At 71.3% G+C, this 19746-nt stretch carries 22 protein-coding genes and 2 tRNA genes; 13 read left to right on the forward strand and 11 right to left on the reverse strand.

From position 1 onward, the window contains the following. Positions 1-5: 5 nt before the first annotated feature. On the forward strand, positions 6-467 hold the full coding sequence (gene arfB / locus BCF74_RS05355) for an alternative ribosome rescue aminoacyl-tRNA hydrolase ArfB (protein ID WP_106296932.1): 462 nt from the start codon (positions 6-8) through the stop codon (positions 465-467). Here arfB and BCF74_RS05360 read toward each other — a convergent pair. Then, positions 433-1353 (reverse strand): 3-methyladenine DNA glycosylase, encoded by a 921-nt coding sequence (locus tag BCF74_RS05360; protein ID WP_106296933.1) that lies wholly within the window; start codon positions 1351-1353, stop codon positions 433-435. The two genes, arfB and BCF74_RS05360, sit on opposite strands and share 35 nt — an antisense overlap. Before the next feature lie 38 nt (positions 1354-1391). On the opposite strand from BCF74_RS05360, the gene BCF74_RS05365 reads away from it, so the two are divergent. Continuing rightward, the gene (locus tag BCF74_RS05365; RefSeq protein WP_106296934.1) at positions 1392-2165 is read left to right on the forward strand and encodes a fumarylacetoacetate hydrolase family protein; all 774 of its coding nucleotides are present in this window, start codon (positions 1392-1394) and stop codon (positions 2163-2165) included. Positions 2166-2179: 14 nt separating this feature from the next. On the opposite strand, the gene BCF74_RS05370 is transcribed toward BCF74_RS05365, so the two are convergent. Further along, positions 2180-3814: an alpha-L-fucosidase gene (locus tag BCF74_RS05370; RefSeq protein ID WP_106296935.1), complete on the reverse strand. Its 1635-nt coding sequence runs from the start codon at positions 3812-3814 to the stop codon at positions 2180-2182. Continuing rightward, complete coding sequence (locus tag BCF74_RS05375; RefSeq protein WP_106296936.1) at positions 3811-4845, reverse strand: LamG domain-containing protein; 1035 nt, start codon at positions 4843-4845, stop codon at positions 3811-3813. Before BCF74_RS05375 ends, BCF74_RS05370 begins: the two co-directional genes overlap by 4 nt. 234 nt (positions 4846-5079) lie before the next feature. Between BCF74_RS05375 and BCF74_RS05380 the strand changes: the two genes are divergently transcribed. Next, a complete protein-coding gene (locus tag BCF74_RS05380) occupies positions 5080-5277 on the forward strand; it encodes a hypothetical protein (protein WP_106296937.1) in 198 nt (65 codons plus the stop codon). Positions 5278-5283: 6 nt separating this feature from the next. Here BCF74_RS05380 and BCF74_RS05385 read toward each other — a convergent pair whose 3' ends face one another. Continuing rightward, positions 5284-5841 (reverse strand): GNAT family N-acetyltransferase, encoded by a 558-nt coding sequence (locus tag BCF74_RS05385; RefSeq protein ID WP_106296938.1) that lies wholly within the window; start codon positions 5839-5841, stop codon positions 5284-5286. 55 nt (positions 5842-5896) lie between these two features. On the opposite strand from BCF74_RS05385, the gene gltX reads away from it, so the two are divergent. The 3 genes from gltX (at position 5897) to BCF74_RS05400 (ending at position 7770) form a co-directional block, all read left to right on the forward strand. Continuing rightward, positions 5897-7441 carry a glutamate--tRNA ligase gene (gltX, locus tag BCF74_RS05390; RefSeq protein WP_106296939.1) on the forward strand — a complete coding sequence of 515 codons (1545 nt, stop codon included), beginning with the start codon at positions 5897-5899 and terminating at the stop codon, positions 7439-7441. Between the two features lie 109 nt (positions 7442-7550). After that, positions 7551-7625 (forward strand) — tRNA-Gln (locus BCF74_RS05395). 72 nt (positions 7626-7697) lie between these two features. Next, positions 7698-7770: transfer RNA gene (locus BCF74_RS05400), tRNA-Glu, on the forward strand. 209 nt (positions 7771-7979) lie between these two features. On the opposite strand, the gene BCF74_RS05405 is transcribed toward BCF74_RS05400, so the two are convergent. Further along, entirely contained in the window at positions 7980-8723 is a 744-nt protein-coding gene (locus tag BCF74_RS05405; protein WP_106296940.1) for an IclR family transcriptional regulator, read from the reverse strand. Positions 8724-8865: 142 nt separating this feature from the next. On the opposite strand from BCF74_RS05405, the gene leuC reads away from it, so the two are divergent. The 3 genes from leuC to BCF74_RS05420 all read left to right on the forward strand — a co-directional run bounded on the left by leuC (position 8866) and on the right by BCF74_RS05420 (position 11916). Next, the gene (gene leuC / locus BCF74_RS05410) at positions 8866-10293 is read left to right on the forward strand and encodes a 3-isopropylmalate dehydratase large subunit (RefSeq protein ID WP_106296941.1); all 1428 of its coding nucleotides are present in this window, start codon (positions 8866-8868) and stop codon (positions 10291-10293) included. 1 nt (position 10294) lies between these two features. Beyond that, positions 10295-10882 carry a 3-isopropylmalate dehydratase small subunit gene (gene leuD, locus BCF74_RS05415; protein ID WP_106296942.1) on the forward strand — a complete coding sequence of 196 codons (588 nt, stop codon included), beginning with the start codon at positions 10295-10297 and terminating at the stop codon, positions 10880-10882. A 389-nt stretch (positions 10883-11271) separates the two neighbouring features. Beyond that, on the forward strand, positions 11272-11916 hold the full coding sequence (locus BCF74_RS05420; RefSeq protein ID WP_106296943.1) for an HU family DNA-binding protein: 645 nt from the start codon (positions 11272-11274) through the stop codon (positions 11914-11916). A gap of 73 nt (positions 11917-11989) precedes the next feature. Here BCF74_RS05420 and BCF74_RS05425 read toward each other — a convergent pair whose 3' ends face one another. Continuing rightward, positions 11990-12202, reverse strand: coding sequence for a hypothetical protein (locus tag BCF74_RS05425; protein WP_106296944.1), 213 nt, complete (start codon positions 12200-12202; stop codon positions 11990-11992). Positions 12203-12212: 10 nt separating this feature from the next. Continuing rightward, positions 12213-12836, reverse strand: a complete 624-nt coding sequence (cofC, locus tag BCF74_RS05430; protein WP_170070141.1) for a 2-phospho-L-lactate guanylyltransferase — start codon at positions 12834-12836, stop codon at positions 12213-12215. 130 nt (positions 12837-12966) lie between these two features. Between cofC and BCF74_RS05435 the strand changes: the two genes are divergently transcribed. Together BCF74_RS05435 and BCF74_RS05440 are read left to right on the forward strand one after the other, a co-directional pair. Then, positions 12967-13812, forward strand: coding sequence for a lysophospholipid acyltransferase family protein (locus BCF74_RS05435; protein WP_245889229.1), 846 nt, complete (start codon positions 12967-12969; stop codon positions 13810-13812). Then, positions 13809-14807, forward strand: a complete 999-nt coding sequence (locus BCF74_RS05440; RefSeq protein WP_106296946.1) for an NAD(P)H-dependent glycerol-3-phosphate dehydrogenase — start codon at positions 13809-13811, stop codon at positions 14805-14807. Before BCF74_RS05435 ends, BCF74_RS05440 begins: the two co-directional genes overlap by 4 nt. A gap of 83 nt (positions 14808-14890) precedes the next feature. On the opposite strand, the gene BCF74_RS05445 is transcribed toward BCF74_RS05440, so the two are convergent. Continuing rightward, positions 14891-15982 (reverse strand): trans-sulfuration enzyme family protein, encoded by a 1092-nt coding sequence (locus BCF74_RS05445; protein WP_106296947.1) that lies wholly within the window; start codon positions 15980-15982, stop codon positions 14891-14893. Between the two features lie 116 nt (positions 15983-16098). Between BCF74_RS05445 and BCF74_RS05450 the strand changes: the two genes are divergently transcribed. Next, positions 16099-17217: a D-alanine--D-alanine ligase family protein gene (locus tag BCF74_RS05450; RefSeq protein WP_106296948.1), complete on the forward strand. Its 1119-nt coding sequence runs from the start codon at positions 16099-16101 to the stop codon at positions 17215-17217. Positions 17218-17353: 136 nt separating this feature from the next. Here BCF74_RS05450 and BCF74_RS05455 read toward each other — a convergent pair whose 3' ends face one another. Next, positions 17354-17806 (reverse strand): DUF3515 family protein, encoded by a 453-nt coding sequence (locus BCF74_RS05455; RefSeq protein ID WP_170070142.1) that lies wholly within the window; start codon positions 17804-17806, stop codon positions 17354-17356. Between the two features lie 14 nt (positions 17807-17820). Continuing rightward, positions 17821-18054, reverse strand: a complete 234-nt coding sequence (locus BCF74_RS05460) for an Lrp/AsnC ligand binding domain-containing protein (RefSeq protein ID WP_106296949.1) — start codon at positions 18052-18054, stop codon at positions 17821-17823. A gap of 137 nt (positions 18055-18191) precedes the next feature. On the opposite strand from BCF74_RS05460, the gene thiL reads away from it, so the two are divergent. Continuing rightward, positions 18192-19241: a thiamine-phosphate kinase gene (gene thiL / locus BCF74_RS05465; protein ID WP_106296950.1), complete on the forward strand. Its 1050-nt coding sequence runs from the start codon at positions 18192-18194 to the stop codon at positions 19239-19241. A gap of 176 nt (positions 19242-19417) precedes the next feature. Here the strand turns inward: thiL and rpmB are convergent, their stop codons facing one another. After that, positions 19418-19612: a 50S ribosomal protein L28 gene (rpmB, locus tag BCF74_RS05470; RefSeq protein ID WP_009778186.1), complete on the reverse strand. Its 195-nt coding sequence runs from the start codon at positions 19610-19612 to the stop codon at positions 19418-19420. Positions 19613-19746 lie beyond the last annotated feature (134 nt).

Below are 19746 nucleotides of genomic sequence, written 5' to 3' on the forward strand. Positions count from 1 at the left end.
GTGGTATGACGAGACTCGGATCCAGTGGCGACCTCGCGGTGCCGCCCGGTCCGGGGCTGCCCGCGGGACTGGTCATCCGTGCCGACGAGCTCGAGGAGCGGTTCTCGCGCTCGTCCGGTCCGGGAGGTCAGGGCGTCAACACGACCGACAGCCGGGTCGAGCTGACCTTCGACCCAGCGACGTCGCGCTCCCTCACACCGCGGCAGTCCGAGCGGGTCCTCGAGGCGCTGGCGTCCCGGCTCGTCCAGGGTCGCCTGGTCGTCGTGGCCTCGGAGCACCGGTCGCAGCTGCGCAACCGGGCGGCCGCCCGGGAGCGGCTGGCCGCGATGCTGCGCGAGGCACTTGCGCCACCACCCCCTCAGCGCCGAGCGACCAAACCGACACGGGGCTCGCAGCGTCGCCGCCTCGACGCCAAGGCCCGCCGCGGTGAGATCAAGTCCGGTCGCGCCCGAGTGCGTCCTGACTGACGTTCACGCCAGCGAACACGTCGATCAGCCTGCGCCGCAACGCATTCGACCGGTCGGCGAAGTCGCGCTGGCGTTCGACGTATGCCGCCTTGCCGGCTTGGGTCTCGATCGTCACCGGCGCGATGTCGTAGGCGGAGAGGTCGTAGGGGGAGGCCTGCATGTCGAGCAGGCGGATCTCCATGGCGAGGTCGAAGCAGTCCATGGTGAGGTCGCTCGGGACGAGGGGGCTGAGCTTGGTCGCCCACTTGTAGGTGTCCATGCCGGCGTGTAAACATCCGGGCTGTTCGAGATCGACCTGAGTCTCGCGACTCGGCTGGATCGCGTTGCGGGACACCGCATCTCGCGTGAAGAAGCGGAAGGCGTCGAAGTGGCTGCACGCGATCTGGTGGCGCTCGACGACCGCGTCGGTCTCGGCTTGGGACAGCCGCAGCGGCACCTGCTCGTGGCGGATGTCGCCCTCGCCTGCCCGGTAGACCATGGCCCACTCGTGCAGCCCGAAGCAGCCCAGCCGCGCCGGACGGGACAGCGTCGAGGCGAGCAGGCGGTATACGAAGTCGACCGCCGACCCGCGGGCCGCCATGAACGACTCCACGTCGAGTTCGACGTCGTCGCCCACGACGCGGTAGTGCCGCCACTCCGCCCGCTCGTCAGCCGCCGCACCCTCGAGCCGCACGCCCGCGCCGGGATGCCAGCGCCGCAGCTGCGCGGGCGTGGCCGAGTAGTAGCGGAAGAGGAAGTCCTCCACCGGGTGCGGCACGCCTCGCCCGCGCCGCGCGAGGTGCCCCGCGGTCGCCGCGTCGACGCGGGCCGCGTGCGCCTGGGCCCGCGCCGTCCACTCGTCGCGCCCGAGCACGGCGGCAGGGCGAGTGGCAGGAACGGCAGGCATGACGTGTCCAGTATCGCGGGTGGTTCTAGGGTGGGCACGTGCGCATCGCGAGATTCACGACAGGTGACGACCCGGCATACGGGCTCGTCGACGGGGCCGGCGAGAAGATCGCCGAGATCACCGGCGACCCGCTCTACACCCGCATCGAGCTGACGGGGGCGACGCACCTCGTCGAGGACGTCCGCCTCCTCGCGCCGGTCATCCCGCGCAGCAAGGTCATCGGCATCGGCCGCAACTACGCCGAGCACGCCAAGGAGATGGGTGGCGAGACCTCCGCGAACCCGCTGATGTTCCTCATCCCCAACACCGCCGTCGTCGGCCCCGGCGACCCCGTCGTCATCCCGGCCATCACCGACGAGGTGCACTACGAGGGCGAGCTCGCGGTGGTCATCGGCCGTGTCGCCAAGGACGTGCCGGCAGACGAAGCCCTCTCGACGGTCTTCGGCTACACCGTCGCCAACGACGTCACCGCCCGGGACCTCCAGAGCAACGACGGACAGTGGGCCCGGGCCAAGGGACTCGACACGTTCTGCCCGCTCGGCCCGTGGATCGAGACCGACCTCGACCCCGCGGCCTGCCGAATCACGACGCGCCTCGACGGCGAGGTCGTCCAGGACGGTCCGACCGCCGACATGGTCCACGGCGTCGCCGAGCTCATCGCCCACGCCTCGCAGGCGTTCACGCTGCTCCCGGGTGACGTCATCCTCACCGGCACACCGGCTGGCGTCGGGCCGGTTGGAGCCGGCCAGCGGGTCGAGGTCGAGATCGACCAGATCGGCGTGCTGAGCAACCCCTTCGTCGCCGCCGACTGAGCTTTGGACCGATCTCAGCTCGCCGTCGGTGAGGTGAGGCCGGAGAGGTTCCAGCCCTGCGCCACATACGGCGTGAGGAACTCGGCGAGCGGCACGTCGCCGACACGCGGTGCGGTGGTGCCGCCGTAGAGCGCCACCGTGACCGGCGCGTCAGCGGTGCCGTAGCCCCAGAGGCGCGCGGTCGAGGCGCCGCAGTCCGCGCCGGCCTTGACGTTGAGCGTGCTGCCCGGCGCCATGGTGACGTAGCGCAGCTGCTCGACGGTGTTGAACGGCCGGGCCTGGCTGCCGTCGCCCGCGGTCGGCGCCGAGCAGTCGAGCCACGCCTGCGACATCGCGACGGTCGCGTTCGGGTCCTGCTGGTAGAGCGCGATCTCGCTGAGCTGCACCGGTGCCCGGCTCCCGGTGACCGTCACGCGGAACCGGCTCGCCGTCACCGCGGACGGGAAGCTGATGATGCGGCTCGCCCCGATGGTGCCGGCCGCACCGACCTGGATCCATGCGCCGTTCTGCTCCGCCTCGACGGTGAAACCGGTGACCTGCTGGCCGTTGCTCCGGGTCGCCTCGGCGAGCTGGATGCTGTTCACTTCCGTCGCCTGCGGGAGGGTGACCTCGTATGCCGTGGGCGCGGCGCGGCCGGTGCCCGCGCCGGTGAGGTGGTTGCCGTCCGTGACAGCGGTCGTCGTCGTGCTCCCGGTCGCATCGGAGACGGTGACGGGGGCGCCGATCGCGACGTTCTTGGTGTAGGCCTTGGCGCGCTCGGCGCCGAAGCCGGCGAGCGACTGCGCCGAGGCCGGGGCGAACGAGCCGGTCGTCGTCGGCGGGATGTTCATGAGGTAGACGGCGTTGCGGCCGACGCTGCGGTTGTAGAGGCCGAGCAGCTCGGCCGGTGTCTTCGGGGTGTCCGTCGGGTGCGCGAACCAGCCCTGGGTCATCTTGAAGTCGGCTTCGCCGGGGAACCAGCGCAGCTCGGTCATGCCCTGCGTCTGCACGGCGGTCGCGATCTGGCCGTCACTGCCGAGGCTCGGTGAGTCGTAGGCGAACTTCAGTGCGCCGGTCGGCTTGCGCACGGTCGGGATGGTGCTCGACTCATTGACGCGGGCGACACCCTCCTCGTTGCCGATCCAACGCACGCCCTCGCCCTCGATGGCGGTGAGCGCGTTCGGCTGCAGCTTCTCGATGAGGTCGTAGAAGGCGGTGAAGTCGTAGGGCTCGACGCGTCCGGTGTTGCCCTGCGCCCCGTCGAACCAGACCTCGGCGATCGGCCCGTACTCGGTCATGAGCTCGTAGACCTGGTTGAGGAAGAGCGCGCCGTAGTCGGTCGCCTCGTACGTGAAGGTCGGGAGGTCCTTGCCGGCGCGGTCGTCACCGTCGACGAGGGTCGGGATGGTCCGGGTCTTCTTGGGGCTGCCGTTGGCGAAGACGCCCTGGATCTCCTGGTAGGAGTCGGCGGGGGAGATGTAGAGCCCGAGCTCGAGGCCGTACTTCTTCGCCGACGCGGCGAGCATCTTCACGACGTCGCCCTCGCCGCCGAGCCACGGGGAGGCCTTGACGCCGAAGTCGGTGTAACGGGACTGCCACATCGCGAAGCCGTCGTGGTGCTTCACCGTGTAGATGACGCGGCGGAAGCCGGCGTCGGCGAGCGCCTTCACCAGGCGTCGGTGTCGACCGGACCAGTGGGGTTGAACTTCGCCGGGTCCTCGGTGCCGTGACCCCACTCCTGGTTGTAGAAGGTGTTGATGCCGAAGTGGATGAAGGCACTGAGGTTGTGCTCCTGCCACGCCCACTGCTGTTCGGTCGGGCGGAGGGCCGAGGCGGCCTTGACGAGGTTCGCGGCGCAGTCGGTGGCCGTCACCGGGATCGTGTTGGCCGGCTCGTAGGTCTTCGGCTCGCACGGCTGCTCCGGCGGTGTCGTCGGCCCCGATGGCTGCAGCTCGAAGTTCGACGTCTCGAAGGTCGCGGTCCCCGGCGCCACCCGGACCTGACGGAGGCTGCCGGTGAAGCCTCGCGTGAGCGCCTGCGGATGCACGTCGTTGCCGAAGCCGAAGCGAGAACGCAGGTCCGGGTTGAGCGAGGCGGGGTCGGGCGAAGTGACCTCCGGCTGGGCGACTCCGTCGAGGTAGGCGACGAGGCGGGTGCCCGTCGTTCCCGGCAGGTACTGGAGGGAGAAGGCGTGCTCGGTCCCGGCGGCCGGGACGCGGACGGTCTGGGTGTTGCTCACCCAGGACCCGTCGGTGAACGAGTCGTAGCCGTAGCGCAGCAGGCCGTCCTGGTAACGCACCTGGAGGCCGCCACCCGCCGCGAAGAGGGTCGCGAGACTGCCCTGCGTCGCGGCCGGGGTGAACTTCACCTCCGCGATGAAGCCGGTCGTGGCCGTCGACCCGTCACCGAGGTTCAGCGTCGACGCATCGAAGATGATGCCCTGCCGACCGCCGCCGAGGCGCACCCCGACGGTGGGGTCCTGGGCTTCCGCGCCGTCGGCGCGGTGCGCCATGCCTCGCATGATCTCGCTGCCGGCGGTCGTGTATGCCGTGGTGCCGACCAGCGATCCGTTGAAGCCGATGTTGAGCGCATCGGTCTCCGCGGCGGACGTGGCCGGGATGGACGTCACGGACGGCAGCGCCGCCATGAGGACGGTGACCAGCCCCAGAGCCGCCGAGCGGATGCGTGTCGTGTGAGCCATGCGTTTCTCTCGCCTCCGAGGCGTGACCGGGTGTGCGCTGGCGCGCGCGTCGATGGCGTCCATCGTGGGCGACGGGCGTGCCGCCGCCCAGCCCGCGCGCGCCTTTTGACCCGATGTTCACCGGGTCGCTCAGTCACGGTGAGCGAACCCGAGTCAGGCCGACCGGCGGACTGATCGGGCCTGTGGTGCCCAGCGTCCCGGTCAGCGAGCCGGAGCACTGCCACACTGTGCGCCATGCGCATGTTCCCGTTCGGCATCCACGTCGCGTGGGGGATCGGACTCGTCCTCGCCGGCGTCGTCCTCACGAACAACCCGGACAAGCTCGGCTGGGCACTCATCACCCTCGGCGTCGTGGTCGGCCTCGGCGCCTTCATCGCCCAGATGCGGGACGAGCTCGCCGAACGGAGCGAAGGCGCTCGCTCGGTCGAATGAGCCGGCTCAACCACTCCACGTCGCGGCGTCGAGGTGGTAGCCGACGGTGTCGCTCAAGGGATGTCCGAGGGGGACCTTGGGGTTCGGACCGTCCCACCGGTGGGTCATTCCGAGCCGTCGCATCACCGCGATCGACGCGATGTTCGACGCCACCGACCACGACCAGACCTCCGGCATGCCGATGCGTCGTATGCCGTCCGCGAGGCTCGCGCGCGCCGCTTCCGTCGCGAAGCCCACGCCCCACGCGGACCGGGCCAGGCGCCAGCCCACCTCGACACCCCCGGGGCACGGAGAACCGGCGGGCAGCGTCCCCAGACCGGTGAATCCGACGAAGGCACCGCAGTCGCGGCGTTCCACCGCCCACAGGCCATAGCCGTGCTCGTCGAACCCGGCCTCGAGCCGGCCCACCATCGCATCGCTCTCGGCTCTCGTCAGAGGTGCGGGGAAGTACCTCATGACCTCCGGGTCGGCGTTCATCGCGGCATACGGCTCGAGGTCGGAGTCGCGCCAGCGGCGCAACCGCAGTCGCTCGGTGACGAGCGACGGCGGGGGAGCGGACGGCATACGGGACACCAGGTGATCGTCGCACCACCGCCGCAGTCCCTAGACTCGGCCCATCATGACCGAGCAGACCGCCCCCGCAACCACTCCCGCCCCCGACGCGACGCCGCGCCTGCGCGTCGCGCCGTCGCCCACCGGCGACCCGCACGTCGGCACGGCCTACATGTCGCTGTTCAACCTCGCGTTCGTGCGACAGCAGGGCGGCCGGTTCGTCCTGCGCATCGAGGACACCGACCGGGCACGGTTCCGCGAGGACAGCGAGAGCCAGGTCTTCGACACGCTCCACTGGCTCGGGCTGACATGGGACGAGGGCCCGGACATCGGCGGACCGTTCGCGCCCTACCGGCAGAGCGAGCGGCTCGACAACTACCGGCCCTATGTCGACCGGCTGCTGGAGGAGGGCAAGGCCTACCACTGCTGGTGCACGCCGCAGCGGCTCGCCGAGATGCGCGAGATGCAGCAGAAGACCAAGCAGCCCACGGGATACGACCGGCTCTGCCACGGCAAGACCCGCGAGGAGCGGGCCGAGCTGCCCGGCTTCAGCGAGACCCCGGTCGTGCGGATGCTCATCCCCGACGACGTGCCGCTGACCTTCGAGGACCTCATCCGCGGCACCGTCTCGGCGCCCCGGCCGGACGACCAGGTCATCCTCAAGGCCGACGGGTTCCCGACCTACCACCTCGCCGTCGTCGTCGACGACCACGAGATGGGCATCACCCACGTCGTGCGCGGCGAGGAGTGGATCTCGAGCACCCCGAAGCACATCCTGCTCTACCAGTGGTTCGGGCTGGAGCCGCCGAAGTGGGCGCACATGCCGCTGCTGCGCAACACCGACAAGTCCAAGATCTCCAAGCGCAAGAACCCCGCGGCCCGGCTCACCTGGTTCCAGGAGGAGGGCTACCTGCCCGAGGCGCTCGTGAACTTCCTTGCGCTGCTTGCCTATCCGCCGGTCATCGAGGCGGACGGCACCGAGCGCGAGGTCTTCACGTTCGAGGAGTTCAGCGACGGGTTCGACTGGAAGAAGGTCAACCCGGTCGGCCCGATCTTCGACCTCAAGAAGCTCGACTGGCTCAACGGCGTCTACATCCGCGAGCTCGACCTCGGCGACTTCACCTCGCGGTTGCTGCCGTTCCTCGAGCGCGACGAGGTGCTCTCGGGCAGCCCGTCCCTCGGCGAGCTCGGCCGGCTCAAGGCGGTCGCCGAGCTCATCCAGACCCGCATCGCCCACCTCACCGAGGCGACCGCCCTCGTGCGGCCGTTCTTCGTCGCCGACGACGCCCTCGAGATCGCGGAGGACGCGCGGGCGCAGCTCAAGGAGGACGCCCCGCAGGTGCTCGACGCCGCCCTCGAGACTCTGGGCGACATCGACGACACCGGCACCGGACTGCTCGGCTCGGAGTCCGCGTGGAACGCCGCAACCATCGAGGCGGCGCTGCGCGAGGCCATCGTCGACGGGCTCGGCATCAAGCCGAAGTTCGCGTTCGGCCCGCTGCGCACCGCCGTGTCCGGCCAGCGGGTCAGCCCGCCGCTCTTCGAGTCGATGGAGATCCTCGGCAAGACCTCGACGCTCGCTCGGCTGCGGGCGCTGCGCGACACCCTCTGACCGCCGGCGGTGCCCGGGTCGGCGCGGTCGATTTGGGTGCGGGGGAGAGGCGCGGGTAGGATCACTCCTCGGTTCACAGGGCCGCGACAGCAGTCCGGTGATACCCCCTTGGGGTATGGTGTAATTGGCAACACAGCTGATTCTGGTTCAGTCGTTCTAGGTTCGAGTCCTGGTACCCCAGCCATCGCGATGACGTCGCCGTCACGCGATTCGGAGAAATCCTCACCGCCCGGTATGGTTCTTCTCCGTTGCCTAGGGCCCCGTTGTGTAGCGGCCTAGCACGCCGCCCTCTCAAGGCGGTAGCGCGGGTTCGAATCCCGTCGGGGCTACAGAGCAGAACGTCCCCGTCACCTCGTCGAGGTGGCGGGGACGTTCTCGTTGTCCGTATGCCGTCCGCGCGCCTGCCGTGTTCGGCTCGCCGGAAGCATCCCGATTCGCCGGACGTCCGGCGAGTCGAGACACCAGCCACGAATCGAGCCCGGCGGGACCGGACCGGGCGCCGCGAGGCGCGCGTGCGGCATACCGCAACGGTGACGAGTCAGGCGGTGTTCTGCTCCTCGGTCTGGCGGGCGTGCCGGGCCAGGACCTCGGTGAGCTTGTTCGCGCCGGCGATGACGGTCGCGGCGTGCAGTCGACCGGGTTGACGGGAGAGGCGCTCGATCGGACCGCTGATCGAAACGGCCGCGATGACGCGGCCGGAGGGGGAGCGCACCGGCGCGGACACCGACGCGACGCCGGCCTCGCGCTCACCGACGCTCTGGGCCCAGCCGCGACGGCGCACGCCGGAGAGCGACGTGGCGTTGAAGGCCGCGCCCTGGAGGCCGCGGTGCAGCCGGTCCGGCTCCTCCCAGGCGAGCAGGACCTGGGCCGCGGAGCCCGCGAGCATCGTCAGCTGGGCGCCGATCGGGATGGAGTCGCGCAGGCCGACCGGGCGCTCGGCGGCCGAGACGCAGATGCGGTGGTCGCCCTGGCGGCGGAAGAGCTGGGCGCTCTCGTTGGTGTGGTCGCGCAGTGCCCCGAGGACGGGACCGGCCGCGGCGAGAAGGCGGTCCTCACCGGCCGCGGCGGCGAGCTCACCGAGTCGCGGCCCGAGGACGAAGCGCCCCTGCATGTCGCGTCCGACGAGGCGGTGGTGCTCGAGGGCGACGGCGAGGCGGTGCGCCGTCGGGCGCGCCAGGCCGGTGGCCGTGACGAGCTGTGCGAGCGTGGAGGGTCCGGCTTCGAGAGCGCTCAAGACGATGGCCGCCTTGTCGAGAACGCCCACCCCACTGGTGTTGTCCATGTGCTGATCCTGCCGTCCCAAGCCGTGAGACGCAAATTCCGTACTCCGGACACCGTGCGAGCCTCGACACGTCAGCGGCGTCGCGGCAACCATGCCCGCGACCCGCGAGATGTCAGCAGACGTTCGGGAAGAGGTGTGGGCAGTGGGGAAGACCCTGGCCGAGAAGGTGTGGGAGTCGCATGTCGTGCGACGAGGGGACGGCGAGCCGGACCTGCTCTACATCGACCTCCACCTCATCCACGAGGTGACGAGCCCGCAGGCCTTCGACGGGCTGCGCCTCGCCGGACGTCCGGTCCGCCGCCCCGACCTCACCCTCGCGACCGAGGACCACAACGTCCCGACGACGCCCGGCCCGATCACCGACCCCGTGAGCCTCACCCAGGTCGAGACGCTGCGCCGCAACTGCGAGGAGTTCGGCGTCCGGCTGCACCCCATGGGTGACGCCGAGCAGGGCATCGTCCACGTCGTCGGCCCGCAGCTCGGGCTGACCCAGCCGGGCATGACCGTCGTCTGCGGCGACAGCCACACCTCGACCCACGGCGCGTTCGGCGCCCTCGCCTTCGGCATCGGTACCTCCGAGGTCGAGCACGTCCTCGCGACGCAGACGCTGCCGCTCAAGCCGTTCCGCACCATGGCGGTCACGGTCGAGGGCGAGCTCCCTGCCGGAGTCACGTCCAAGGACATCGTCCTCGCCGTCATCGCCAAGATCGGCACCGGCGGTGGTCAGGGCCACGTCATCGAGTACCGCGGCAGCGCCATCCGCGCGCTCTCGATGGAGGCCCGGATGACGGTGTGCAACATGTCGATCGAGGCCGGTGCCCGGGCCGGCATGATCGCGCCGGACGAGACGACGTTCGCCTATCTCGAGGGTCGCGACCATGCGCCGCAGGGCGCCGACTGGGACGCCGCCGTCGCGGCGTGGCGTGAGCTGCGTACCGACGACGACGCCGAGTTCGACACCGAGGTCGTCCTCGACGCCGCAAGCCTCACGCCGTTCGTCACGTGGGGTACGAACCCCGGACAGGGCGCCCCGCTCGGCGACAGCGTGCCCGACCCCGCGATGATGGAGGACACCGAGCGCCAGGCCGCCGAGCGGGCGCTCGAGTACATGGGCCTCGAGCCGGGCACCCCGCTGCGCCGGGTCGCCGTCGACACCGTCTTCGTCGGGTCCTGTACCAACGGCCGCATCGAGGACCTGCGCGCGGCCGCGGACGTCGTCCGCGGTCGTCGGGTCGCCGAGGGCGTGCGCATGCTCGTCGTCCCCGGATCCGCCCGGGTGCGGCTCCAGGCCGAGGCCGAGGGTCTCGACCGGGTGTTCACCGAGGCCGGGGCCGAGTGGCGCCTGGCCGGCTGTTCGATGTGTCTCGCGATGAACCCCGACAAGCTGGCGCCGGGGGAGCGCAGCGCCTCGACGTCCAACCGCAACTTCGAGGGCCGGCAGGGCAAGGGGGGGCGGACGCACCTCGTGAGCCCGCTCGTCGCCGCGGCGACCGCGGTGCGCGGGACGCTCTCCGCGCCGTCCGACCTCGAGCCCGTGCCCGCCGCCGACCTCGCCACCCAGGGGGCCTGACATGGATGCCTTCACGACGCACACCGGCATCGGCGTCCCGCTGCGCCGCAGCAACGTCGACACCGACCAGATCATCCCAGCCGAGTACCTCAAGCGGGTGACGAAGTCCGGGTTCGAGGACGGCCTTTTCGCTGCCTGGCGCCAGGACGAGACCTTCGTCCTCAACAACCCGTCGTATGCCGGTGGGTCGGTCCTCGTCGCGGGTCCCGACTTCGGGACCGGCAGCTCGCGAGAGCACGCGGTGTGGGCGCTGATGAACTACGGCTTCCGCGTCGTCATCGCCTCCCGCTTCGCCGACATCTTCCGCGGCAACAGCGGCAAGTCCGGGCTGCTCACGGCACAGGTGAGCCAGGACGAAGTCGAGCTGCTCTGGAAGCTCCTCGAGAACGAGCCGGGCACCTCCGTGACGGTCGACCTCGAGTCGCGGACCATCACCGCCGGGGACCTCGTCATCGCCTTCGAGGTCGACGACTACGCCCGGTGGCGGCTCCTCGAGGGCCTCGACGACATCTCGCTGACGCTGCGACACGAGGGCGACATCACGGCATACGAGCAGGGTCGACCGAGCTGGAAGCCCGTCACTCTCTGACGCCCGGGCGCGCGACACGCCGTGCGGCAGTGGGCAATTCGGAGCCGGCGTCTGACCCGCGTCGTGTGACTGGTGTGACGAATGTGAATCGCCACCCAGGCCACGGAACCTCCGGGCAAGGGCGAGTGGCTGGAGGTGCTGTCGCGAAAACCGTTGGCGCACAGGGATGTTCACTCTGATCGTTGCGTGCGGCGCGACTCCGGTGGCGGTGGGCGCGGCGTGCCCCGACGCAGGACGACGATGCCGAAAGGTCTTGTGCGACAACGCAAAGGGCCGCAGGGGTGATGGACTCGTGTTGTTTGCGCACCTAACGTCGTGAGTGACCAGGCAACAGCTTGGACAACACCTCGTCGGGTCGGTCCCGACGGCTCACCTCGATGGAGACAGCAGTGAACAAGGCAGAACTCGTCCGGGAGCTGGAGAAGCGTCTCGGCAGCCGCAAGGCCGCATCGGACGCCCTCGAGGCCGTCCTCGACACGATCGTTCGCGAGGTCACCAAGGGCGGCAAGGTCGGCATCACCGGCTTCGGCACCTTCGACCGCGTCGAGCGGGCCGCCCGCACCGGCCGCAACCCGCGCTCGGGCGCCAGCGTGCGCATCCCGAAGTCCAAGGCGCCGCGCTTCCGTGCCGGTGCGTCCTTCAAGTCGTACGTCAAGAAGCCGTCGACCCTGCCCAAGGCCGCCCCCGCCGTCCAGCGTGCCAGCGCCGGCACCGCGACGACCGCCACCACGGCAGCGAAGAAGACGGCGGCCAAGAAGGCGACCGCCACCAAGACGGCGGCGAAGAAGGCCACGACCGCCAAGAAGGCGACCACGACCAAGAAGGCGACGACCGCCAAGAAGGCGACCGCGACCAAGGCGGCGGCCAAGAAGACGGCGACCAAGGCCACCGCGAAGAAGGCCACCGCCACCAAGGCGGCCGCCAAGAAGGCCCCCGCGAAGAAGACCGCCACCAAGGCCACCGCGGCGAAGAAGAGCACCGCCAAGAAGACCACGGCGAAGAAGGCGACGGCCAAGAAGGCCACCCGCCGCTGAGCAGGTCACCACGAACACCCGACGGGGTCGGCGCCGCTGAGGCACCGGCCCCGTCGGCGCGTCCGGCCGCGACTCAGCGGATCGTCTCGCCCTCGCCGATCCCGACGATCCAGAGGCGCGTCACCGTCGTGCCGTCGAGGTCGACGCTCACCCGCTGACCCACCCGCAGATGTCGCAGGGAGCTCGCGTCGAAGACCTCGGGTGCCCAGGTCACGAGACGGCCGTCGTCGAGAAGCGCGGAGCCCGAGCCGTCGTCGTCGGACCAGGTGTGGATCGATGCCTGCACGGACGCGACGCTACCGGCCCAGGGCTGTCCGCGTGCGCGGGCCGAGGTCGAGGTCGCGGATGGCGACTCGCAGCGAGGCCGCGTCGTCCACGTCGTGGCGCAGGCCCGCGAGGTCGAGGTCGAGGCGGACGTGACCGAGCGCTTCGTGGCGCGCCGCGCTGCCCGGCCCGAAGGCGAACCTCGCCTCTCCCGCGGCAGTCACCGCAACGAGGGCCGTCCCCGTTCCGTCCGCGTCCGGGACGAACGCACTCGTATGCCGTCCGCTCGCCTCGAGTGCCTCGCGCAGCTCCGCGCGCGCCAGGGCGGGGTGGTCGCCGAGCAGGACCGCGACGGACGTGGCACCGAGCGAGCGCGCCCGTTCGACACCCGCGGACGCGGCGGCGTCGAGCCCCCGACCCGGGTCGGGAGCGACGACGAGACCGGACGACACGGCATACGAGGTCTCGTCGGGGTCGGACGTCACGACGACGACGCGGTCGGCTCCGACGACCTCGGCGGCGACGGCGAGTGTGTCGTGGGTGATGGCGCGCACGACCGCCGGGTCGTCCACCGCGGTGCGCAGGCGCGACTTCGCACCCGTCCCGCCCTTGACGGGGACGACGACGAACCAGCCGGTGTCGCGCTGCGCCTGCATGACCCGATCCTCCCGTCCCGCGTGCCGTGTCTCGACATCGCCCCTGCCGCCGACCAAGATGTCGGTGACCCGACGACCGGACCGAAAACCCGCACGGCGACGGCACGGGCGCTCGAGACGGAAGGCGTGCATGAGAGTCGGACCCCGCAACTCCCCACCGGCATACCGGTTCATTGTCGGCGTCGTGCGGCCGCTGCTCATGGGGCTCACCCGGCGCGAGTGGTCCGGAAGCGAGAACCTGCCCAGGGACCGCGGGTTCGTCGCCGTCGCGAACCACATCTCGCACGTCGACGTCCTCCCCTTCGCGCACTTCCTCAACGACAACGGGATCGTGCCGCACTTCCTCGGCAAGGCCGAGGTGTTCGACATCCCCGGGGTCGGGGCGATCGTGCGGGCCGCCGAGCAGATCCCGGTGTACCGCGAGACCGGCCAGGCCGGTGACGCCTATCGCGCCGCCGTCGAGGCCATCGCCGAGGGCAAGTGCGTGGCGATCTACCCCGAGGGCACCATCACCCGCGAACCGGGTGTGTGGCCGATGCGCGGCAAGACCGGTGCCGCCCGGGTGGCCCTCGAGACGGGCTGCCCCGTCATCCCGGTGGCGCAGTGGGGTGCCCAGGAGATCCTCGCGCCGTACGGCAGGAAGCCCAGCCTGCTTCCGCGACACACGATCCGGGTGCGCGCGGGAGAGCCCGTCGACCTCGACGACCTGCGCGGCCAGCCGGTGACCCGCGAGGTCCTCGCCGAGGCGACCGAGCGGATCATGACGGCCATCACCCGTGAGCTCGAGATGCTGCGCGGCGAGACCGCACCGGCGGAGCGCTTCGACCCGCGCACCCGCGGCGTGACCTCGATCGGCCGGCCCCGCCCCACACCCGGGGACACCGGCACCGCGGCCGGCAGCGCCGGCTCCGCGGCCGGGAGCACCGGCTCGTCCCGCACACCCACCCCCTCCGACGACACCGAGGAGCGCGCATGACGACGGCCGCCGTCTACGGCACCGGCAGCTGGGGGACGGCGTTCGCCGCCGTCCTCGCGGACGCGGGCACCGACTGCACGATGTGGGGCCGCCGAGATGAGGTCGTCGACGCGATCAACGCGGGCCGCAACGACGAGTACCTCCCCGAGCTGCCTCTCTCGCCGCGCATCCGCGCCACGACGGACCCCGAAGAGGCCGCGGCCGGTGCCGACCTCGTCGTTCTCGCTGTCCCGTCCCAGACGCTGCGCGCCAACCTCGAGTCGTGGGGCAGCGCCCTGCCGCAGCATGCCGACGTCGTCTCGCTCATGAAGGGCGTCGAGCTCGGGACGACGAAGCGGATGAGCGAGGTCATCACCGACGCTGCGGGCGTCGACCCGTCGCGCATTGCCGTCGTCTCCGGGCCGAACCTCGCCCGCGAGATCGCCGTGAAGCAGCCCGCCGCGAGCGTCGTCGCGTCCTCGGACGAGTCTGCGGCGCAACGGGTCGCCGATGCCTGCCATGCGCCGTACTTCCGTCCCTACACCGGCACCGACGTCATCGGCACCGAGATCGCCGGTGCGACGAAGAACGTCATCGCCCTCGCCGTCGGCATGGCCGAAGGTCTCGGCATGGGCGACAACTCCAAGGCGTCGATCATCACCCGCGGCCTCGCCGAGACGATGCGGCTCGGGACCGCTCTCGGGGGTGAGGCGGTGACCTTCGCCGGGCTCGCCGGCGTCGGTGACCTCATCGCCACGTGCATGTCGCCGCTGTCGCGCAACCACAGCTTCGGAGTGAGGCTCGGTCAGGGCATGAGCGTCGACGAGGTCGTCGCGGTGACGAAGCAAACCGCCGAGGGCGTGAAGTCGGCGACGTCGATCCTCGACCTCTCGCACCGGCACGGCGTCGACGTGCCGATCATCGAGCAGGTCAACGCGATGATCACCGAGGGCCGCTCAGCCCAGGAGGTCGTCGAGACCTTGCTCTCCCGGCCGCGCAAGTCCGAGACCGACTGACGCGTCGCGAGCTCGTGTGCCCGGACCACGTTCCGGGGGCCGCCGCGGCGACCCCGGGCGTGACGGGGCGCGAGGTCACGCGCTCACGCGCGCAATGCGGCGTCGAGGTCGCGCCACAGGTCCTCGCCGTCCTCGATTCCGACCGAGAGCCGCAGCAGGCTCTCCGGGACGACATCCGGCTCGCCCGGTTGCCGCCGCCGTCGCTCGATCTGGCTCTCCACTCCGCCGAGGCTCGTCGAGTGCACCCACACCCGGGTCGCCGCCGCCACCCGCTCGGCCGCGTCGGCGTCGTGCGGTCCGGCGCCGACCTCGATCGAGACCATCGCTCCGAACCCGGGGTAGCGCACGCGGCTCACCGCCGGGTGCTCCTCGAGCCGGCGGGCCAGCTCGGCGGCGTTCGCGGAGGACCGCTCGAGCCGGATCGCGAGGGTGCGCAGCCCGCGCAGCGCGAGCCACGTCTCCATCGGCCCGGCCACCGCGCCGTGGAGCTGGCGCTGCCTCCGCAGCCGCTCGTGCAGGGCGCGGCCGGCCTCGGACGGCCCCGTCACGACGGCTCCGAGCAGCAGGTCGCTGTGCCCGGAGAGGTACTTCGTCACCGAGTGCACGACGACGTCGGCGCCGAGCTCGAGCGGCCGTTGGAGCAGCGGGGTGGCGAAGGTGTTGTCGACGGCGACGAGCACCCCGCGCTCGCGCGCGGCGGCGGCGAGTGCGGCCACGTCGGCCACGTCGAGCAGCGGGTTCGTCGGCGACTCGACCCACAGCATCGCGGCCCCGTCGAGGGCGGCGACGACGGCGTCGGTGTCGGTGACATCCACGGCGGTGGTCGTGACCTCGCCGGCGGCCTCGCGGTCCGCGAGGGTGACGAGGGTGCCGTTGTAGGCCGCGGTCGGGACGACGACGCGACCGCCATGGGGCACGAGCGACAGCGCGGCCGCCACCGCGGCCATGCCGGAAGCGAGGACGAGCGCGTCACCGCCTTCGAGGCTGCCGAGCGCCTCCTCGAACGCGCTCCACGTCGGGTTTCCCCCGCGGGCGTAGTTCACCGGCCCGTCGGCGTGGTAGGTCGACGTGAGCACGAGCGGCGCACCGACCTGCTCCCCGGGTGTGGGGTCCGCGCGGCCGAGGGCCACGACCCGGGTGTTCGGGCTGAGCGGGGTGCGTTCTCCGGCGTCCACGAGGTGAGGGTATGCCGTTCCGCGCAGGGCGTGGGATCCGCGCCTGCCGCGCGCGTGCGACCCGCGCCCGCCGGGCGGTCTCGGGTCCACTGCGGCGCGAGATAGGGTCGCTGGCGATGAACACCACCTCGCGCAAGCTCCGTGTGGCCCTCGTCTTCGGGGGCCGCTCGTCCGAGCACGCCGTGTCCTGCGCGACCGCGGCGAGCGTCATCTCGGCGCTCGACCCCGAGCGCTACGAGATCATCCCCATCGGCATCGCCAAGGACGGCAGCTGGGTGCTCGCTCCAAGCGATCCCGAGCCGCTGCGCCTCACCGCGGACCACATCCCGGAGGTCGACCCCTCCGGCCCGAGCGTGCTCGTCCCGACGAGCGCGACTGCTCGGCACCTCATCGTCCAGGAGCCGGGGGCCGCGCCGCGCGAGCTGAGCGAGGTCGACGTCGTCTTCCCGCTGCTGCACGGCCCGTTCGGCGAGGACGGCACGCTCCAGGGGATGCTCGACCTTGCGGGGGTCCGTTATGTCGGGTCCGGGGTCGCCGCCTCAGCCGTGATGATGGACAAGCACCTCATGAAGGTCGTCTTCGAGCAGGCCGGTCTGCCCGTCGGACCGTATGCCGTCATCACCGACCGCGACTGGCTGCGCGACCCGGACGCGGCCCTCGCACGGGTCGAGGCACTGGAGTTCCCCGTCTTCGTCAAGCCGGCCCGGGCTGGGTCGAGCATGGGCATCAGCAAGGTCGACTCGCCCGGTGAGCTCGCCGCCGCCGTCGAGAAGGCCCGCGAGCACGACCCCAAGGTCGTCGTCGAGCAGGGCATCGCCGGGCGCGAGATCGAGTGCGGTGTCCTCGATGGGCACGGCACCGACCTGCCACGCACGAGCCCGCTCGGCGAGTGCATCGTCGTGCAGAACCACGAGTTCTACGACTTCGAGGCGAAGTACCTCGCCGACGACGACATCCGGCTCGAGGCCCCGGCCGACGTGCCCGACGACGTCGCCGTGCGCATCGCCGAGATGGCGGTCACCGCGTTCACTGCCGCGGGCTGCGAGGGCCTGGCCCGGTGCGACTTCTTCCTCACCGACGACGGCGAGATCCTCATCAACGAGATCAACACGATGCCCGGCTTCACGCCGAGCTCGATGTACCCGCGCATGTGGGACGCGGCCGGCCTGACCTACCCCGAGCTCATCGACGAGCTCATCGGGCTCGCCATGGAGCGCCGCGTCGGCCTGCGCTGACCCACAACTGTTCGCGAACCGCCCGGTGCTGCGCAGTCCGGATCGATCCGGACTCTGCGAAGCACCCGATGGTTCGCGAACCGGATCGTGCGCGGGCGTTGCGGGTTTCGGGCCGGCGGGGGACCCGGGAGTGGGGTCAGCGGCAGCGGTAGCTGTTCTTCGGCAGCTTCTCGGCGGCGGCGGTGAACGCCGGCAGCAGCAGCGGCTCGGGCGCGTAGTCGGCCGGGATGAGCACCTCGATCGCCGGGTCGCGTCCGAACGTCGTGAACCGGGTGCCGTCGCTGAGCTTCTGAGCCACCCAGCCCATGCCGTCCACCTCGATGCAGTCCGAGTCGGTGGGCCCGAGTGCCGGGACGCCGCACCTCGCGATGATCGCCGGGTCGCCGTATGCCGCCCCCGCCTCCTCGTCGGTGACCTTCCGTCGCTCCCGGTCACCCACGGTGGCCGGCCACGCGTCGGCGACGGAACGGCATACGTCACCGGACGCGAGGGGAGTGGGCGCGATCTCGACGGCCGACGAACACCCGGTCAGTCCGATCACAGCGACGACGGCGGTGGCGCCGAGCGCCACCGCCGTCCGTCGAGCCATGAGCAGAGCCACGCTCAGACGTGGACCACCGTGCAGGTGAGGGTGCGCGTGATCCCCTCGACCTCCTGGATCTTCGCGATGACGAGCTTGCCCAGCTCGTCGACGGTGGGGGCCTCGACGCGAGCGATGCAGTCGTAGGGGCCGGTGACGTCCTCGGCGAGCGCGACGCCCGGGATGTCGGCGATCGCCTGGGCGACCGCGGCGGCGCGACCGACCTCGGTCTGGATGAGGATGTAGGCCTGGACCACTTCGGATCACCTCACTGTCGGGGGAGCCCGCCGGTGCGGGCTCGCCGGTTGTCGTCGGCCGCCACCGGGGTGGCGGGTGCCGTCACGGTACCGTGCCGGTGGTTCTGGCGTCTCGGGCGGTTCAGGGAGGTGGGTGTGTGGTCGCGCACACGACGATCGGCGAGCTGAGCGAGTCCGACCTGCTGGCTCGCATCCTGCCGGTCTTCGCCGCCGGAAAGGGTGCGGGGCGAGGCGTGCTCGTGCCTCCGGGGGACGACGCCGCGGTGCTCGCGACCGGCGGCTCGGTCGTTGTCACAACCGACTCGATGGTGCGGGGCATGGACTGGCGGGACGACTGGTCGAGCGGACACGACGTGGGTCTCAAACTCGTCGCGCAGAACGTCGCCGACGTCGCCGCGATGGGCGCTGTCCCGACCGGCCTGCTCATCGCCCTGGCCGCCGCCCCGGCGACCTCACTCGACTGGGTCGTCGACCTCACCGACGGCATCGCCGCCGGGGCGGAGGACGCCGGGTGTCCGGTCGTCGGGGGAGACCTGTCGTCGGCGCCGGAGGGCGTCGTCATCGTCGCGGTGACGGCTTTCGGGGACCTCGAGGGGCGCGCGCCGGTGCTGCGCTCCGGTGCCCGGCCCGGGGACGTCGTCGCGGTCGCCGGATCGCTCGGCTGGTCGGGCGCGGGGCTCGCGCTCCTCCTCGCCGGTGAGGCCGGCCCGTCAGACCCTCGCGCCGGCTCCGAGAGGAAGGCCAGGGAAGGCTCCGTGGAACGGGCGCGCTCGCTCGTGACGTGGTTCCACCGGTCGCCGCGACCGCCGTGGGAGGCCGGTCCCGTCGCCGCGGCCGTGGGGGCAAGCTCGATGATCGACCTCTCCGACGGGCTCGTGCGCGACGGTGGTCGCATCGCTGCCGCCAGCGGGGTCGAGCTGGCGCTCGACGAGCGGGTGCTGCGCGAGACGTTCCTCGCGGGTGTCGTCGCGGACGCCGTCGGTGAGGATGAGGGCTGGCGCCAGGTGCTGTCCGGGGGAGAGGAGCACTCGTTGCTCGCGACCTTCCCCCCGGGAGCGGTACCCGACGACCCGAGCGCGCCGTGGACCGTCATCGGCGAGGTCGTCGAAGCAGGTGCGGCAGGCCCTCGGCTCACGGTCGGCGGAGCCGAACCGAGCGTCACCGGCTGGGACCACTTCGCCGGCTGACCGGCATACGGCTCACCGTGACGTTGTCGGGTGACCCGATACCGGCCTGCTCGACCCGACAAGGCTGCTCGGGTCCACCGTGACGCTATCGGGTGACCCGATAACGCTGGGGCTGGTGAGACGACAAGGGGCGCCGTCCGCGATGGACGACGCCCCGTATCGGGTTGCAGCTCGGGTCAGCGCTTGACCTTGCCCGCCTTGAGGCAGGAGGTGCAGACGTTGAGACGCTTCGGGGTCACACCCTTGTCACCGACAAGAGCCTTGACGCGCTGGATGTTGGGGTTCCAGCGACGCTTGGTGCGGCGGTGCGAGTGCGAGATGCTGTGGCCGAAGCCGGGTCCCTTGCCGCAGACATCGCAGTTGGCAGCCACGGGTGATCTCCTTGAGTGAGGTGTTCAGACGAAGAGCCCGGCGTCGGCCGGACTCCCCAGGTCGAGTCTCCGGTGTCCACCCTGCTCTACCGGCAGCGGGCTCACACGGAACCGTCAAATCCTAGCGGAGGTGC

Origin of the sequence: Knoellia remsis, from assembly GCF_003002895.1 — a bacterium.
Lineage (GTDB): Bacteria > Actinomycetota > Actinomycetes > Actinomycetales > Dermatophilaceae > Knoellia > Knoellia remsis.